This is a genomic window from Bradyrhizobium sp. HKCCYLRH1034 (assembly GCF_051168375.1).
GTDB lineage: Bacteria > Pseudomonadota > Alphaproteobacteria > Rhizobiales > Xanthobacteraceae > Bradyrhizobium.
This window is the reverse complement of record NZ_JBNPUW010000017.1, coordinates 16,880-32,909: the sequence shown is the minus strand read 5'-3', so window position 1 is coordinate 32,909 and position 16,030 is coordinate 16,880. Positions and strand designations below refer to the sequence as shown.

Genomic DNA, 16,030 nt, shown 5'->3' with positions numbered 1-16,030 from the left:
ATCCGTATTTTGCGGTCCGTCCATGGACCGAATCGGTTGTCATCGCGGGCGCCCCGAGAGGTTGCGCCGCAGCCCCATCACGTAGCCGATGATCTCAGCGACGGCATGATAATGTTCCACCGGGATCTCCTCGTCGATCTCGACGGTGGCATAGAGCGCGCGCGCCAGCGGCACGTTCTCGACGATCGGGATGTCGTGCGCCTTGGCCACCTCCCGGATCTTGAAGGCGATGTTGTCGACGCCCTTGGCGACGCAGACCGGCGCCGACATGCCGCGCTCGTAGGACAGCGCGACCGAGTAGTGGGTCGGGTTGGTGATGATCACGGAGGCCTTGGGAACCGCGGCCATCATGCGCTTCTTCATGCGCTGCTGGCGGATCTGCCGGATGCGTCCCTTGACGTGCGGGTCGCCTTCCGACTGCTTGAACTCCTCCTTCATCTCCTGCACCGACATCTTCTGGCGCTCGTACCATTGCCGATACTGGAACAGGTAGTCGCCGATCGCGACCAGGGCGAGCAGCGCGACCACCGAGCCCATCAGATGCGTCGTCAGCGAGATCGTGACGCCGAGCAGCTCGCTGACGTCCATATGCAGCAGCGATTCGAGGCGCAGCCGCTCCGGCCACAGGATCATGACCATGACCGTGCCAAGCAGCACGAGCTTGAAGAGGCCCTTGGCGAAATTGGCCGCGGCCTGCTTGCCGAACAGGCGCTTGGCGCCGGCCAGGGGCGAGATCTTGCTCAGGCTCGGCTTCATCGGCTCGCCCGACCAGACCAGGCGATGCTGCATCATGTTGCCGGCGATCGCCGCCAGCATCACCATCAGAATCGGCACGCCGATCGCCGCGATCACGGCGAACGACAGGCTGCGCGCCAGCGCCAGCAGGCCGGCGCCGTCGGCGTGGATCATCCAGGAATTGGCGATCAGGTTGCGCATCGGCACCAGCACCGCGGTGCCGATCGAGCCCGAGAAGGTCGACATCACCAAGGTCGCGGAGGCGATCACGAACCAGGTGTTGAGCTCCTGGCTCTTGACGACGTCGCCGCGTTCGAGCGCCTGGTCCAGCCGTTTTTGCGTCGGGTCTTCTGTTTTGTCTTCGGAATCGGCCTCATCGGACATCGATCGGCCCCCTCACCGCGGCATCATCTCGTGCATGACGCCTTCGAAATAGCCGAGAAACGTTCCCATCATCGCGGTCAGGACCAGCGCGAAGATCAGGAAGCCGATCAGGATCGAGAGCGGCGCGCCGACGAAATAGACCTGCATCTGCGGCATCAGCCGCGCCAAGACGCCGAGCCCGATGTTGAAGACCAAGCCGAACACCAGGAACGGCGCCGATAATTGCAGACCGATCTTGAACGCCGCGGCAAACGCCTTGGTCGCCAGCGAGGCGACGTCGCCGCTCGGGATCAATTCGCCCGGCGCGAAGATCTTGTAGCTGTCGCTGAGTGCGGCGATCACCAGGTGATGGCTGTCGGTCGAGAACAGCAGGGTCACGCCGAGCATGGTGAGGAAGTTGCCGATCAGGACGCCCTGCTGTCCCTGCGTCGGATCCACCGCGGTGACGAAGCCGAGTCCCATCTGCTGCGCGATCACGGAGCCCGCGACCTGCAGCGCCGACAGCGTCACCCGCGCTGTCGCGCCGAGCACGATGCCGATCACAATCTCGTGCACCATCATCACCAAGAGCGGCGACAACGCCTGCAGGTCGACCTGATAGGCCTGACGATGCAGCGGCAGCACGATCATCGTGAGCAGCAGCGCGGTCGCGAGCTTGATGCGGACGGGGATGTTGACCTCGCCGAGGCCCGGCAACAGCATCACCATGGCGCCGACGCGCGCGAAGGCCAGCATGAACACGGCGGCCAACGCCGGAAGGAAGGATATATCGATGCGCATCGTCCGCCGTCACGGCCCTTTCGACCGCATGCTGGTGCGGCACGACGGTCTTTGAAGAGACAGCCTCCGACGAGGCAACCTGCGAAGAGGCAGCCTGCGAAGAGCTTGCCCGAAAGGCTGCCCGCGCGCGCCTGAAAGCGGCAGCGCCCCCCGCACTGCTCCTTACGACCGCTCGCAGCGCCCTCACGCAGGCCTGCCCTGCCGCCCCGGACATTGCCTCATCCGCCGATGATTCGCGACGAGATCCGCATCATGTGCGAATGCAGCGCATCGGCCATGAACGGCAGCGCCAGCAGCAGCGTCACGAAGATCGCGATGATCTTCGGCACGAACACCAGCGTCTGCTCCTGGATCTGCGTCAGCGCCTGGAACAGCGAGACGACCACGCCAACCACGAGGCCGACCACCATCAGCGGCGACGACACCAGCACGATGGTCCAGATCGCATCGCGCGCCACATCGAGCGTTTCAGCTCCCGTCATGTCCTGTCGTTCCTCACTGTCGATCGGCTCCGGTCCGGCACCCGCCTCATCGCGCGCGGTCGCGGCAGACGGCAAATCCCCTGGGCGCATCAGGCACGTGGCGGCCTGAAGCGTTACGAGCTGCGCCTAGATCGTCATCTTCATCACGTCTTCATAGGCCTGGATCACGCGGTCGCGCACCGACACCAGCGTCGACACCGCGACGTCGGTTTCGGCGACCGCCGTGACGACATCCATGACGTTTGCCTTGCCCGCGGCCATCGCGACCGCCTGACTGTCGGACTTGCGTCCGGCCTCCATCACGCTGCCGATCGCGTCCTTCAGCACCGCGCTGAATGACGGACCACCCTTGTCGGCGCCGTTGCCGCTACCGAGCACGTCGCGCACGCGCCCAAGGCTGCCGAAGGCACCGCTCGAGCCGCCGGTGTCGAGCACGCGCGCGGAATTCGCGTAGGCATTCGCTGCGGAGATTGGGGAGGCCATGACTTTCGTTCCTGTCCTAGGTCTTCAGAATGTCGAGCGTGCGCTGGATCATGCGGCGCGTGGCGCCGATGATGTTCAAATTCGCCTCGTAGGACCGCTGCGCATCACGCATGTCGGTCATCTCGATGAGCGGATTGACGTTGGGGTACTTGACATTGCCGGACGCGTCCGCGGCCGGGTTACTGGGGTCGTATTTGACGCGGAACGACGATTGATCGGGCACCACCTTGCCGAGTGCCACCACCTTGGCGTCGAGCGCACGATCGAGTGCCGAGGTGAATGTCGGGACCTTGCGGCGATACGGATCGCCGCCCGCCTTGGCAGCGGTCGAATCGGCATTGGCGATGTTCTCGGAAATGACGCGCATACGTCCCGCCTGCGCACGCAGGCCGGAGGTCGCGATGCTCATCGAGCGGAGGAAATCGCTGGAGTCGTTTGCCATGCTTGTCGGTCTCTGTCCTTAACCCGAGCTCAGCCCTTGCCGATCGCCGTCTTCAACAGATGCAGGCTCTTGCCGTACAACGAGGTCGCCGCGGCGTAGTCCATCTGGTTGGCGGAGACCTTCAGCATCTCCTCTTCGAGGCTCACCGCGTTGCCGGCGGGCCTCGTCTGAAATCCGACCTTGCGGTTCTGGTCGAAGCTCGCGCTCTCGCCCGACGACGGGGCGATGTGCGCGGTGCTGGTCCGGGTCAGCGACAGCGGCGCAAAGCCGCCGACCGCCTGGCCGGTTGAATCGAACTTCGGCTCAACCAGATCCTTCGGCTTGAAGTTTGGCGTATCCGAATTGGACACGTTCTCGGACAGCACGCGCTGGCGCTCCTGATGCCATTGCATCTTGGTCCGCAACGCCGACAACACGGGGAGATCGTTGATGGACATGGCGCTGCTCGGTTGTGTCCGACTACCGGACGGTTTGGGTAGGTAGAAATTGCCGTGCATATGGTTAACAGGGAGTTAAGAAAGGGTGCGATGCCCACCGGGACTATCCCGGTGTCTTGACGAATTCTTAGGAAACTGCCGGGGTCCCAGCCGACCGATGCATCATTCCGGGACGGCGCGGCTCGCCAAGAAGTCGTTTTGGCCCGGCCGATTCATGGGTTATTAAGAGGCGGAGCGGCAGTTCCTGCCGTCATGCGTTAACAGGTTGGTTCCGGTTCTGAAGCTCCGTTCGCTGCCGGCGATGCGTTGGACAGACGAAAGACTTCGAAAGGACGCGGTATTTGCCGGGGACAGAGATGCAGGCACTGACGTTCTTTTTTGCATTCGTGGCGGTGCTGGCGCTGATCGGCCTCGCCGCTTGGCTGGTCCGTCGATTCGCGGGCAATCGTCTCGGGACCAACCCGAATCGCGGCCGCATGCCCCGGCTTGCCGTGATCGATGCCGCCGCCGTCGATGGCCGCCGCCGTCTCGTGCTCGTGCGCCGTGATAATATAGAGCATCTTCTGATGATCGGCGGGCCGACCGACATCGTGGTCGAATCCAATATCGTGCGGGCCATGCCGGCGCGCGAGCAATTGCCGCAGCGGCCGGGCATCAGTGCCGAGCCGCCGGCGGCGCGCATCGCGCCGCTGCCGGATGCGCCGTCCTGGGCCGACAACGAGCCGAAGACCGAGGCCGCCGAGCATGCCGAGTTGCAGATGTCGGAGCCGCCGCAGCGCCCGATGCGGCCGTCGTTCATCGATGAGGTTCGCCGCACGGCGCCGACTGCCGCAGAGCGGCGTGAGCCGGCACCGGCATTTCCGCCGGAACCACCGCTCCCTCCGCGCCGTCCCGATCCCCGCCAGGACCTCCGGGCGGACGTCCGTGGAGAACCGCGCGGCGGAGACGAAGCCCGCCTGGAGCCGCGCCCCGAGCGGGTGGCCCGCGGTGAACCAGTGATGCCGCGCCCGTTGCGCCCCGCCGAGCCGCAGCGTCAGGCCGAGGCGCAGCGCCCTTCCGAGGGGCCCCGGCTGCCACCGGTGCGGAGCGCTGAGCGCGCAGCCGAGCGCGTCGAGCGCGCGGCGGCGCCGCCGCTGCCGCCGGCGGCCCAGATGCCGCCGCCCCCGCCCCCGGCTGCCCCGCCGCCCGCAGCGGCCGATTCGAGCGCCGAAGCCAATCTGGCCGAGATGGCGCAACGGCTCGAGGCCGCGCTGCGGCGTCCATCAGCCGATCCGTCGGCTGCTCCGGCCTCGGGTCCCCCGGCGCTCCGGGCGGCCGCGCGCAACGAGCCGCCTGCGGCGCAAGCCGCGCCGGTCAAGACCAGCTTCGAGAATCTGGAGGACGAGATGGCCTCGCTGCTCGGACGTCCGAAGTCGTCTCAGTGAGATCGCTGCTTCCCCCGCGTAGAGTTGTCTTCACCGCTGTTCTGACTGCCGCCGGTTTACTGGCGGGACGTGCTGCTGCGCAGGACATCAGCATCAATCTCGGCGCCGGCGGTGGCGGCGTCACCGAACGCGCGGTCCAACTGATCGCGCTGCTCACGGTGTTGTCGATCGCGCCGTCGATCCTGATCATGATGACGTCGTTCACGCGCATCGTGGTCGTGCTGTCGCTGCTGCGCACGGCGATGGGCACAGCGACCGCGCCGCCCAACTCGGTCATCATCGCGCTCGCGATGTTCCTCACGGCGTTCGTGATGGGCCCGGTGCTGCAGAAATCCTATGATGACGGCATCCGGCCCCTGGTGGAGAACCAGATCGGCGTCGAGGACGCGCTGCAGCGCGCCTCGGTGCCGCTGCGCGGCTTCATGCAGAAGAACGTGCGCGAAAAGGACCTGAAGCTGTTCATGGACCTCTCCGGCGAGCCGCCGCCGGCGACGCCCGACGACCTGTCGCTGCGCATCCTGGTGCCGGCTTTCATGATCTCCGAGCTCAAGCGCGCCTTCGAGATCGGTTTCCTGCTGTTCCTGCCCTTCCTGATCATCGACCTCGTGGTCGCGTCGGTCTTGATGTCGATGGGCATGATGATGCTGCCGCCGGTCGTGGTGTCGCTGCCGTTCAAGCTGATCTTCTTCGTGCTGGTCGACGGCTGGTCGCTGGTGGCCGGCAGCCTGGTGCAGAGCTACGGCGGGTAGGTTTCACCTCTCGGTGTGAGCGAAAGCCAGTCGGTCGTGACTTTCCATTGACACGTGCCCTCGATCAGTTCGCCCGGATTGGGCTTGCGACGGGGCGCGATGTGGGGGAGCCGCGCAACTCGATGCGAGCTCGCTGTATGATGTGCCAGCCACCGCTCGAACCAAGCGCGGCCATGATCGCCGCCACAATGAGATCCGGCCATGCCGTGCCGGTGCCGAACACACCGGCTGCGGCCGCGAGTACGGCGACGTTGCCGATCGCATCGTTCCGGGAGCAGATCCAGACCGACCTCATATTCGCGTCGCCGATCCGGAAGCGGTAGAGCATGAGGGCCACGCCCGCATTGGCGACAAGGGCGAGCATGCCGACGATCCCCATCGCCTTCGCCTCCGGGAGGGTGCCGGTCATTGCGTGCCAGACAGTGGAGGCAAGGACAAGGACGCTAAGCAGGACGAGCGACCAGCCCTTCAGAAGGGCGGCGCGCGCTCGCCAGCTCAGCGCCAGTCCCGCCACTCCGAGGCTGATCGCATAGTTGGCCGTATCACCGAGGAAGTCGATCGCGTCCGCCTGCAGCGAGGCCGACCCGGCCGCCACGCCTGCTGCGATCTCCGTCAAAAACATGGCTGCGTTGATAGCCAGCGCAATCCAGAGCGCACGACGCCAGCGGGGGCTGTCCAGTTCCCTCGGAGGGGAAGAGGAACAGCAGTCGTCATGACAACCAGGCATATCGTCGCCTCTTACAAGATGATGCGACGTCCTATATGGACCCTGTAGCCACTATAGGGTCAAGCCATGTCACGACTGACCATCGGCGACCTCGCGAAGCGGACCGGCACCAAAGTCGAAACGATCCGCTATTATGAGCGGATCGGTCTGCTACCTCTTCCGGCGAGAACCGAGGGCAATTACCGAGCCTATGACAACGACCAACTGGGGCGACTGAGCTTCATCCGGCGTGCCCGCGACTTGGGCTTCTCCATCGACCAGGTCCGTGACCTGCTGGACCTCGCCGATCAGCGAGACCGCTCGTGCGACGCGGTCGACGTCATCGCCGGCCAACACCTGGCAGAGATCGAACGCAAGATCGCGGACCTCGTGGCGCTGCGCGACGAGCTTGCCGATGTCATCGGGCGCTGCAAGCACGGCACCGTTGCCGACTGCCGCATCATCGAAGCGCTTGCGCCGCATCGCTCTGACTGAACGAACGAGACAATGGCGTCGCAAGGCAGTCTCGACCTTTCGTCTGGACGCGCGTCGGGCGGATTGCGGACAGCATCGCGATGAGCTCGGCTTCGGCCTTGGTCGGCTCATCTGGTGGCTCTCCGGCTCTGCGTGCGGCGTTGAGATCAACGGCCGGCGATCGCCTGCTTGACGCCCTGGATGCGCGGCAAGGCGCCGGTCGCTTCCGACGGGGCCTTCGCGGCATCCTTGCCGCCGTCCGGTCCCTTGCCGGTGGCATCCGGGAAGCGCGCCCGCATGTCGCGGAGGAAGCCGTCGAGCGTGTCGACACTCGCTGCCATCTTCGCGATCTGCGCGAATTCGGCGCTGGAGCCGCTCGCCGGCTTGCTGGCGACGTCGAACGCGATCTTGTCCGCCTCGCCGGTCATCAGCGGCGCATATTTCTCGCGGAAGCGGGCGAGGCCGATGGCGTCGTCGGCGAGCGCATAGCCGACCACGGCGCGCAGGATGTCGCCGCGCTCCGCCGGATTGAGCGGGCGGAAATCGCGCCAGCGATCGCCGTAGTAGAGCTCGATCTGCTCGGACGCCTCGCGCCAGCGCCGCGACGCCCAGTAGATGTCGGAGCGCAGCCGGATCGCCTCGCGGCCGCCGATGTTGCTGATGATGTCCAGCCCGAGGTCGTAACGACCGATGTCACTGTTGGCGCGCGCCTCCAAGAGCAGCCGCTGCTGGCGCAGCTCGCCCGCGAGATCGGCGATGCGGGTGGTGCGCAGCGCCTCGATGGCGCGGTCCGGCTTGCGGTTGGTGAGGTAGACCATGGCGAGACGCGCGGCGACCTGGGCGCGCGCCGCACCTTCGAGGCGGTGGTCGACTTGGTATTGCAAAAGCTCGGCGGCCTGGTCGAGCAGATCGATGCCGACCAGGCGGTCGGCGAGCTTGCGGATCATCTCGTCGCCGCGGCGGCCGATCGGAGTCAGCTCGCGAAACCCGTAGAAGATGCTGAGCGCATCGACCGGCGGAAGCTCGTCGGCCTTGCCGCTCAGGAACAACTGCGAGAACAGGCGGGAGGCTGCATCCTGGGCCTGCCGCGCCAAGTCGGAGTTGGGCATCAGGCGGGTGGCCTGGCGCGCGGCCTCGAGCGAGTCCGCGTAGCGCCCGGCCTCCTCGTAGAGCTGCGCCATCATCTGCAACGTCTGCACCTCGATGGCGTCGCCGCGCCAGATCGCCTGCAAGGTCTCAAGCTCCTTCAACGCGTCGGGCGGCTTGATCTCGCCGCGCTTCTGCAGAAGCTTGATCTCGAGCAGCTTGGCCTCCGCGGCCGCCATGCGGTCGTCGGAATTGACGGCGAAGCGATAGTCGTCGAGCGCGTCCTTCTCCTGCGCCATCGCCTCGGCGAGTCGGCCGCGCAGCACGGCGATGTCGGGCTTCATGTCCGCGGGCACGCCGATCACGTCGAGCTCGGCGCGCCGCTTCGCGGCGCCAGCGAAATCCTTGATCTCGAGCGCCGACTTCATCGCGTCAGCGATCACGACGCGCTGCAGATCGAGCGGCAGCGAGGCGATGGCGAACTCGACGTTCTTCAGCTTCTCGCGCGCGTCCGCGAACTTGCCCTGCCGGGCGAAGGCGAGGCCCTTCCACATCTGGGAGTCGAAATTGTTCCCGATCGACGGCGTGGCGAGATCCTTGAGCCCCTGGTCCGGCCGGCCCATCAGGATGCTCGCCACCGCGTGGATCATCAGCATGGCGGTCTCGTCGGTGCGCGGGTCGGCGTCGGAGATCATCAGATTGGTGACACCGCGCGCTTCCGGATACATCGCTCGCGCCATGTAGAAGCGCGCCAGCGCCAGCCGCGCCTGCGCCCGCCGCTCCGGCTCGGCGTTGGCCGCGGCCTTGATCAGGAGATCCTCGCGCGGCACGAACGGCTGGGTCTGGTTCTGCTGCCATTCGTCGATGTCGAACATCGGCCTGACAGCGGTCGGCGCCCGCTCCGGCGAGAAGCCGATCGACGACAGCGTCAGCCCGCCCGGCCGGCCCAGGATCACCTTGTCGGGCGCGATCTCGACTGCGACGTCATCCGAATTCGGACGAACCGCGATGCCGTGGATGGAATCGAGCAGCGACAGATCGACGAAATCCTGGCGCTTGATGAAGCCGCGGATCGGCGGCGGCGCCGTCACGACCAGCAGCGTGTCGCCGGCATCCGGGTCGGTCACCCGGTGCAGCATGCCGGCTCCGGGATTGGCGAGCGGCACCATCACATTGGCAAGCGCGGGATCGGTGACGTTGCGCATCACCATCAGCGGCTGCTGATTGGCCTGGCCCTTGTCGGCGAACGACAGCATCCAGCTGCGCCCGCCGTCATCGCTGCCGAGCGAATGCATCTGCGGGCGGTTGAGCCGGATCCGGATGGCCTGCCCGTTATCGAGCGACATCCTGTTGACCTCGCCGATGATGGCGCCGCCCTTGGCGCGGATGGGTTCGACGTCGACGGGCTTGGTCGAATCGAACACCATCCATACCGTATCGCCGCGGCGGAACAGCGCCGCCGGCGTGACCTGGCCGAAGCCGAAGGTGAGCCGCAGGCCCTCACTGTCGCGCAGGGCCTCCAGGGTGGCGGCTCCATTGGCTGCCTTCTCGGCCGGCTTGGTTTCGGCAGGCTTGGTTTCGACGGGCTTGGCGGCTTCGGCTTTGCCGGCCTCCGGCTTCATCGCCTCGGGCTTCGCTGGTTCGGATTTGGCGGCTTCGGATTTGACGGCTTCGGGCGCAGCAGCTTCAGGCTTGGCGGCCTCGGGCGCGGCTTCGGCCTTCGCGGCGGCGGGCGCGGCAACAGCCGCTGCCGACGGCGCCGGCTGGGCTGCGGGCTCCGTGGCCGGCGCCGCGACCGCAGGCGCCGGCTTGGTCTCCGCCTTCATCTCCTTGGCGATGGTGTCGGAGGTCGGCGGCACGATCTCGGGCTGCGCAGCCTGCTTGGGCTTGTCGCCATTGGGTTTGCTGCCGTTGGGTTTGTCGGCCGCGGCCGCCTTGGCGCCCGGCAGCGTGTCCGAGGAGACTGCGGAGACCTTCTTGTCCGGCTGCTGATAGGCGACGTCGATGTTGTAGTTCTTCTCCTCGCGGAAGGCGCGAACGTCGACCTCGCCGACCAGGCCGAGCTCGACGACGGTCCTGCTGCCGTCGATGCGCTGGTTGATCGCGGCGACGTTCGGCGGCGCGACGAGCTTGGCGTCGGCGAGATCGAAGGACAGCGGCGCGGTGAAGAACAGCGACAGCTTCTGGTCGTTGAGCACCGAGGAGATGCCGACACCGTCGGGGATCTCGAACACGAAGCGCACGAAGGTCGGCTGCACCAGCGCGCGGACGCGGATCGGCGGCCGCTTCTTCGATTCCGCCTCGGCGCGCTGCAGCCGCAGCGCCTTCTCGGCGGCGCGCGCGCGCTCGGCGAGCTCGCGCACGACCTCGGCCGGCAGCGGCGGCGGCGGGCCGGTCCAGCTGTCGGGCAACAGGTCGATGAAGACGCGTTCGCCCGCGGTCATGGTGTTGACGCGGACCTTGCGCGACAGCGACAACCGCAGCGCCGAGCCGTCGGGGTCGCCGCGGGCCGATGAGATATAGTCGGGCGCCGCATCCACCCAGCGGTCGATCGGAACGGTGGCGGCGCGATCGAACCTGATCAGCAGAATCGAGCCGGCGGTGGTGACGTCGGCGCTGACGTCCTCGGCGAATTTCAGCACCAGCCGCGCATAGCCGTCCTGGGCCGACAGGCTCGCCTCGCCCGGCACCGGCGCAGCGCCTGCCGCGACCGTGGACAGCACCAGACCAATGACGATGGCCGACAGCAGGGCAAGGCCGGCGCGCGCCCGTGCGCGGGCCTTCGACCGCAATCCAATGGGAGTCGTGCGCGCCATGGTCACAAGCTTCCGGTTCGACATCCGCAACTTGACGGATACGCCTGCCCCGCCACGCCGGAAATCTAGGTGCCGGCGTTTAAGGGCGCATTAAACATGCGGCTCAATTGCTCTTCACAGGCACGATCTTGCCCTCGATCTTCGGCAGCTCGGCGCTGGTCTCGGGCCTGTCGGCGCCGGCCCGGCGCGCGAGCTCGACGGTGAGCCGCTCGGCGGCCTCCGGCGTCATCAGACCGAGAATGTCCGACATCTTGCGCGGGGCGATCTGCGAGGCGATCTCGATCAGCACCGACATCTCAAGCCGGTCGAACACCTTGGCGGCATCCTTCGGCTTCATGCCCTCGTACATCGTGACGATGCTCTTGAAGCGGGCGTTGTCGGCCTCGGTCTTGGCGGCCTGCGCGCCGGAGATGCGGCCCTCGATCGCCTTCATCTCCTCGGTCTTGGACTGGATGCGCTGCTCGGCGGCGCGCAGCAGGCTCTCGCGGATGTCGATCTCGCGCGCGCGCGCGTCGAGCTCCTGGCGACGCGACTGCAGCCGCTCGAGGATCGCCTTCTCCGCCGGCGACACCTGCTGCTGGTTCTCCTCGGGCTTGATCACCACGCCCTCGGGCTTGGTGTCGGGAGCGGCGGGCTTGGGCGCCTCCTCCTTCTTCTCCTTCGGCGCGCCGTGCGTGGAGCCGGTGACGATGTCGTTGTCCTCGCGGCCCGGATAGCCCAGGTTCTCCTGGGCCCAGGACCGCTTGGTCGGGTGAGGGTCATAGTCGAAAACGTAGCCGCCATCGATCACGAGACCGGCCACCTTCAGGACCGCAAGGCAGGCCACCGCGATCAGGACGACGGGAATGACGCGGATGTTACGAAACGCATTCATGCGGCAAGGCCACCAGTCCTTCGACGTTCGGAGAATGCCTGGGCCGCGGCGGCAACCGCCTTGGCACCGGAGACGCGCACCGGCTCGGTCGTGATCGCCGGCACAGGCGCAGGCGCCGGCTCCGGCGCGGCTTCAGGCGAGGTGATGGGTCGCGCGGCGCTGGCGATGCGCGACAGCCGGCGCACCACGCCGTCGCTCTCGGCGAGCTGCTTGCGCAACTGGTCGGACATCTGCGTCGCGGCGGCGAGCTGATTGCCGAGATTGTCGTTGACGTCGCGCACCGCGAGCTTGAGGCCGCCGATCGCCCGCTCGGCGATCTCGGTCGCGGTGATCAGCTCCGCGATCACGGCCTTGAGCGAATGCTCGTCCGCCTTCAGCCGCTTGAGCCTGGAATTCAGCAGCATGCAATAGCCGATGGTCAGCACGAGAAGGACCGCCACCAGGCTTTCGATGATCAATCCGAGGGAGTGGTTCATTGGGCCTCCATCAACTTGTTCTGGCCTTCTGCGCCTTCGAACATCGCAAGCGTCGTATTCGGCTTGCGCAAATTCTTGGTGACACGGATCGCGACGCGGTCGCCGACCCGCCCCATCCGCCCCTCCGTCAGCATGGTGCTGCCGCAGCGGACCGCGACCAGCGCATCGGGACGGATGTCGAGCGGCAGGGTGTCGCCGACCTTCAGCTTCATGAGCTGCTTCAGCGGCACGTCGGCCTCGTAGAGCACGGCGTCGACGGCGATCTCGGCCTTGGCGATCTCGGTGGCGAAGTGGCCTTCCCAGACGGGATCGCGGCCGAACTTCTCACCCATGAACATCTGCAACAGCACGGGCCGGATCGGCTCGATCGTCGCGTAGGGCAGCAGCAACTCGATGTTGCCGCCGCGGTCTTCCATGTCGATCCGCAGCTTCACCAGGATCGCGGCGTTGGCGGGCCGGCTGATCGCGGCGAAACGCGGATTGGTCTCGAGCCGGTCGATGGTGAAGCGCACCGGCGACAGCGGCCGGAACGCCTGCTCGGCATCGCTCAGCACCACCTCGATCAGGCGCTTGACCAGGTTGGTCTCGATCGTCGTGTAGGGGCGGCCCTCGACGCGGAGCTGGGTGTTGCCGCGGCGGCCGCCGAGCAGCACGTCGATGATCGAATAGATCAGGGTCGAGTCGACGGTGGCGAGCCCGAAATTCTCCCACTCCTCCGCCTTGAACACGCTGAGCACGGCGGGCAGCGGGATCGAGTTCATGTAGTCGCCGAAGCGCACCGAGGTGATGCGATCGAGCGAGACCTCGACGTTGTCGGAGGTGAAGTTGCGCAAGGACGTCGTCATCAGCCGCACCAGGCGGTCGAAGACAATTTCGAGCATCGGCAGACGCTCGTAGGAGACCATCGCCGAATCGATGATCGCGCGAATGCCGGAATGGTCGTCGAGACTGACCTCGCCGGCGGTGAAGCCGAGGAGATTGTCGATCTCCTCCTGCGACAGCACCCGCTCGCCGCCGTTCTTGGTGGCGCCGAAATCGCGGCTGCCGTCCTCGACCATCGCGGCCCATTGCAGGGCCATCGATTCGGTGAGTTCATTGGCTGCTGCGGCTTCCGCGGCCTCTGTGGGATCCTCCGAGTCGAGCGAGGCTTCCCATTGCGCGGCTATCGCATCCTGGTCGACTTGATCGTTGCCCGCCATGATCGTTGAGCTTCTTTGCCTTACTGGACCACGATTTCCTTGAACAACACCGCGTTGACCTGGTTGGGCGCCAGCGCGACGTTGACCCGCTTGGTGAGCTCCTCCTTGAGCCGGAACAGGCCCGCCGAGCCGTTGAGGTCGCTCGGCCGGAGCTCGCGCAAGTACGTCTGGAAGATGTCGGTGACGCGCGGCAGCGTCGGCTTGATCGACTCGACCTGCTTCTCCTCCTTCACCTCGAGCACGATCTTCACTTTCAGATATTGGACGCGGTCACCGGGATTGCCGACCAGGTTGACGAGAAGGTCCGGCACCTCGACGAAGGCCGGCGGCTTCGGCGGCGGCGCCGCCTCGGCGTGATGCTCGTCGTTCTTGTGGCTGAAGAAGAAGAAATAGGCCGCACCACCGACGCCGAGCAGCGCCAGCGCGCCGACGACCATGATGATCAGCTTGAGCTTGCTCTTCGGCGAGCCTGCTTGCTCCTCGCCTTCGCCTGCTCCGGCGTCGTTCTCGGCCATAGCTTTCGGATCCTTCCGGAAAATCGAGCCGATGCCGCCAGAAAGCTTAATGACGCGAAACCAACGCTCCCAGCGCATCTGCGCTTTGTTGAGTGAACGCTACGGTAACAATGGTTAACGGAAGCTTTCTTTTGCCGAGGCGGTGGGAAAATCTTGCCGGGCAATTATGGTTAGCGAGACGTTATTGCCGGGCGTTTCGGACGCCATCGAAACTCTAATTCATTGATAAGAATACGATTTTCATAGTGGCACGGCTTTCGCTGTACCCCTTGCGAACCCGCCGGCTTGGGAGAGCTGAACGGTTCGTTGAAGACCCGGTCGAGACCGCCTTGGGAGAGGTGCCGCGAACGGGATTCGTTAAGAGGGGAGATCGACCGGTGGAGAACGCGCTTCTCATCGGATTGTCGCGGCAGATGGTGCTGGAGCGGCAACTCGACGTCGTTGCCAACAACGTCGCCAACGTCAACACCAACGGCTTCAAGGCCGATCAGCAGCTGTTCGAGGAGTATCTCTCCTCCGGCGCGCATGAAGACAATTTTCCGGGCGCCGCCCGCAGGGTGTCCTATGTCCAGGACCGCGGCACCTATCGCGACTTCTCGCAGGGCTCGATGCAGCGCACCGGCAACGCGCTCGACGTCGCCGTCACGGGCGACGGCTTCCTGACGGTGCAGACCGCGGCCGGCGAGCGCTACACCCGCGACGGCAATCTGCACATGAACAATCTCGGCCAGCTCGTCACCGCCGCCGGTGACCTCGTGCTCGGCACCGGCGGTCCGATCGTGTTTCAGCCGACCGACCACGACATCAACATCTCGCCCGACGGCACCGTGACGGTGGTCGAGGGCGTCAACCGCACCGACTCGATCCGCGGCAAGCTGCGCATCGTGAACTTCGCCGATCCGCAGGCCGCGCAGAAGCAGGGCAACAACCTCTACGCTGCCGCCGGCGGCGCCATCCCGCAGCAGGACACCAAGTCGACCGTGCAGCAGGGCTACATCGAGAAGTCGAACGTCAGCGCGGTCGGCGAGATGAGCAAGATGGTCGAAGTGATGCGCGCCTACACCCAGGTCGCCAACATGCTCCAGGTCCAGAGCGACCTGCGCAAGAACGCGATCGAGAAACTCGCCGACGTTCCGGCCTGACAGATCTTGAAGGAGACGTGACATGCAGGCGCTTCACACCGCTGCGACCGGAATGGCGGCACAGGAACTCAACGTTCAGGTGATCTCCAACAACATCGCCAACCTGCGCACCACCGGCTTCAAGAAGCAGACGGTGGCGTTCCAGGACCTGATCTACGAGCACATGCGCCGCGTCGGCGCGCAGTCGTCGGACCAGGGCACGATCCTGCCCGTCGGCATCGACATCGGCGGCGGCGTCAAGACCGTCGGCACGCCGCGCTCGATGACGCAGGGCACTCTGTCGCAGACCGGCAACGATCTCGACCTCGCGATCTCTGGCGAGGGCTTCTTCAAGGTGCTGATGCCCGACGGCACCTTCCAGTACACCCGCGACGGCACCTTCCAGATGGACAATCAGGGCCGCATCGTTACCGCCCAGGGCAACCCGGTGCAGCCGACCATCACGATCCCGCAGAACGCCTCGGGCATCACCGTCAACGCGCAGGGCCAGGTCTCGGTGACGCTGCCGGGCTCGACCACCTCGAACATCATCGGCCAGCTCCAGGTCACCCGCTTCATCAACAAGGCCGGCCTGCAGCCGGTCGGCAACAACCAGTTCACCGACACCCCCTCCTCCGGGCCGCCGCAGGACGGCGTCGCCAACCAGGACGGTCTCGGCAGCATCACCCAGGGCAGCCTGGAGCAGGCCAATGTCGACGTCGTCAGCGAGATGAGCGAGCTGATCGCCGCGCAGCGCGCCTACGAGATGAACGCCAAGGTCATCTCGGCCGCGGACCAGATGCTGCAGTCGACCACTGCGCTGTTCCGCTGAGGTTCGAAGGGAGAT

At 66.0% G+C, this 16,030-nt stretch carries 17 protein-coding genes; 5 read left to right on the top strand and 12 right to left on the bottom strand.

Features of this window, described 5'->3' with window-relative positions:
• Window positions 1-39 precede the first annotated feature (39 nt).
• The 6 genes from flhB to flgB form a co-directional block, all read right to left on the bottom strand.
• Window positions 40-1,119: a flagellar biosynthesis protein FlhB gene (flhB, locus tag ACQR0W_RS29825; RefSeq protein ID WP_315828140.1), complete on the bottom strand. Its 1,080-nt coding sequence runs from the start codon at window positions 1,117-1,119 to the stop codon at window positions 40-42.
• Between the two features lie 12 nt (window positions 1,120-1,131).
• Window positions 1,132-1,899: a flagellar biosynthetic protein FliR gene (gene fliR, locus ACQR0W_RS29820; RefSeq protein ID WP_315716025.1), complete on the bottom strand. Its 768-nt coding sequence runs from the start codon at window positions 1,897-1,899 to the stop codon at window positions 1,132-1,134.
• A 218-nt stretch (window positions 1,900-2,117) separates the two neighbouring features.
• The gene (fliQ, locus tag ACQR0W_RS29815; protein WP_008965881.1) at window positions 2,118-2,381 is read right to left on the bottom strand and encodes a flagellar biosynthesis protein FliQ; all 264 of its coding nucleotides are present in this window, start codon (window positions 2,379-2,381) and stop codon (window positions 2,118-2,120) included.
• 126 nt (window positions 2,382-2,507) lie between these two features.
• Window positions 2,508-2,864, bottom strand: a complete 357-nt coding sequence (gene fliE / locus ACQR0W_RS29810; RefSeq protein WP_315716024.1) for a flagellar hook-basal body complex protein FliE — start codon at window positions 2,862-2,864, stop codon at window positions 2,508-2,510.
• Between the two features lie 16 nt (window positions 2,865-2,880).
• The gene (gene flgC / locus ACQR0W_RS29805) at window positions 2,881-3,306 is read right to left on the bottom strand and encodes a flagellar basal body rod protein FlgC (protein ID WP_315716023.1); all 426 of its coding nucleotides are present in this window, start codon (window positions 3,304-3,306) and stop codon (window positions 2,881-2,883) included.
• A gap of 29 nt (window positions 3,307-3,335) precedes the next feature.
• The gene (flgB, locus tag ACQR0W_RS29800) at window positions 3,336-3,743 is read right to left on the bottom strand and encodes a flagellar basal body rod protein FlgB (RefSeq protein WP_315716022.1); all 408 of its coding nucleotides are present in this window, start codon (window positions 3,741-3,743) and stop codon (window positions 3,336-3,338) included.
• Window positions 3,744-4,099: 356 nt separating this feature from the next.
• Here flgB and ACQR0W_RS29795 point away from each other — a divergent pair, with 356 nt between their 5' ends.
• Both ACQR0W_RS29795 and fliP read left to right on the top strand, forming a co-directional pair.
• A complete protein-coding gene (locus ACQR0W_RS29795; RefSeq protein ID WP_316171183.1) occupies window positions 4,100-5,167 on the top strand; it encodes a flagellar biosynthetic protein FliO in 1,068 nt (355 codons plus the stop codon).
• Window positions 5,164-5,916: a flagellar type III secretion system pore protein FliP gene (gene fliP / locus ACQR0W_RS29790; RefSeq protein ID WP_315716020.1), complete on the top strand. Its 753-nt coding sequence runs from the start codon at window positions 5,164-5,166 to the stop codon at window positions 5,914-5,916. The genes ACQR0W_RS29795 and fliP overlap by 4 nt, the downstream gene beginning before the upstream one ends.
• Before the next feature lie 64 nt (window positions 5,917-5,980).
• On the opposite strand, the gene ACQR0W_RS29785 is transcribed toward fliP, so the two are convergent.
• On the bottom strand, window positions 5,981-6,643 hold the full coding sequence (locus ACQR0W_RS29785; RefSeq protein ID WP_316171184.1) for a cation transporter: 663 nt from the start codon (window positions 6,641-6,643) through the stop codon (window positions 5,981-5,983).
• Between the two features lie 66 nt (window positions 6,644-6,709).
• On the opposite strand from ACQR0W_RS29785, the gene ACQR0W_RS29780 reads away from it, so the two are divergent.
• Window positions 6,710-7,117 carry a MerR family transcriptional regulator gene (locus tag ACQR0W_RS29780; RefSeq protein WP_315716019.1) on the top strand — a complete coding sequence of 136 codons (408 nt, stop codon included), beginning with the start codon at window positions 6,710-6,712 and terminating at the stop codon, window positions 7,115-7,117.
• A gap of 146 nt (window positions 7,118-7,263) precedes the next feature.
• Here ACQR0W_RS29780 and ACQR0W_RS29775 read toward each other — a convergent pair whose 3' ends face one another.
• The 5 genes from ACQR0W_RS29775 to fliL form a co-directional block, all read right to left on the bottom strand.
• Entirely contained in the window at window positions 7,264-10,998 is a 3,735-nt protein-coding gene (locus ACQR0W_RS29775; protein ID WP_434840878.1) for a tetratricopeptide repeat protein, read from the bottom strand.
• 103 nt (window positions 10,999-11,101) lie between these two features.
• The gene (locus tag ACQR0W_RS29770; protein ID WP_315716017.1) at window positions 11,102-11,872 is read right to left on the bottom strand and encodes a flagellar protein FlbB; all 771 of its coding nucleotides are present in this window, start codon (window positions 11,870-11,872) and stop codon (window positions 11,102-11,104) included.
• Window positions 11,869-12,348, bottom strand: a complete 480-nt coding sequence (locus ACQR0W_RS29765; protein ID WP_315716016.1) for a DUF6468 domain-containing protein — start codon at window positions 12,346-12,348, stop codon at window positions 11,869-11,871. The genes ACQR0W_RS29770 and ACQR0W_RS29765 overlap by 4 nt, the downstream gene beginning before the upstream one ends.
• Window positions 12,345-13,547 carry a flagellar motor switch protein FliM gene (fliM, locus tag ACQR0W_RS29760; RefSeq protein WP_315716015.1) on the bottom strand — a complete coding sequence of 401 codons (1,203 nt, stop codon included), beginning with the start codon at window positions 13,545-13,547 and terminating at the stop codon, window positions 12,345-12,347. Before fliM ends, ACQR0W_RS29765 begins: the two co-directional genes overlap by 4 nt.
• A 20-nt stretch (window positions 13,548-13,567) precedes the next feature.
• Window positions 13,568-14,062 (bottom strand): flagellar basal body-associated protein FliL, encoded by a 495-nt coding sequence (gene fliL / locus ACQR0W_RS29755; protein ID WP_315716014.1) that lies wholly within the window; start codon window positions 14,060-14,062, stop codon window positions 13,568-13,570.
• Window positions 14,063-14,439: 377 nt separating this feature from the next.
• Between fliL and flgF the strand changes: the two genes are divergently transcribed.
• Both flgF and flgG read left to right on the top strand, forming a co-directional pair.
• Entirely contained in the window at window positions 14,440-15,204 is a 765-nt protein-coding gene (gene flgF, locus ACQR0W_RS29750) for a flagellar basal-body rod protein FlgF (RefSeq protein ID WP_315753140.1), read from the top strand.
• Between the two features lie 22 nt (window positions 15,205-15,226).
• Window positions 15,227-16,015, top strand: a complete 789-nt coding sequence (flgG, locus tag ACQR0W_RS29745; protein ID WP_315716012.1) for a flagellar basal-body rod protein FlgG — start codon at window positions 15,227-15,229, stop codon at window positions 16,013-16,015.
• The last annotated feature ends 15 nt before the right edge of the window (window positions 16,016-16,030 follow it).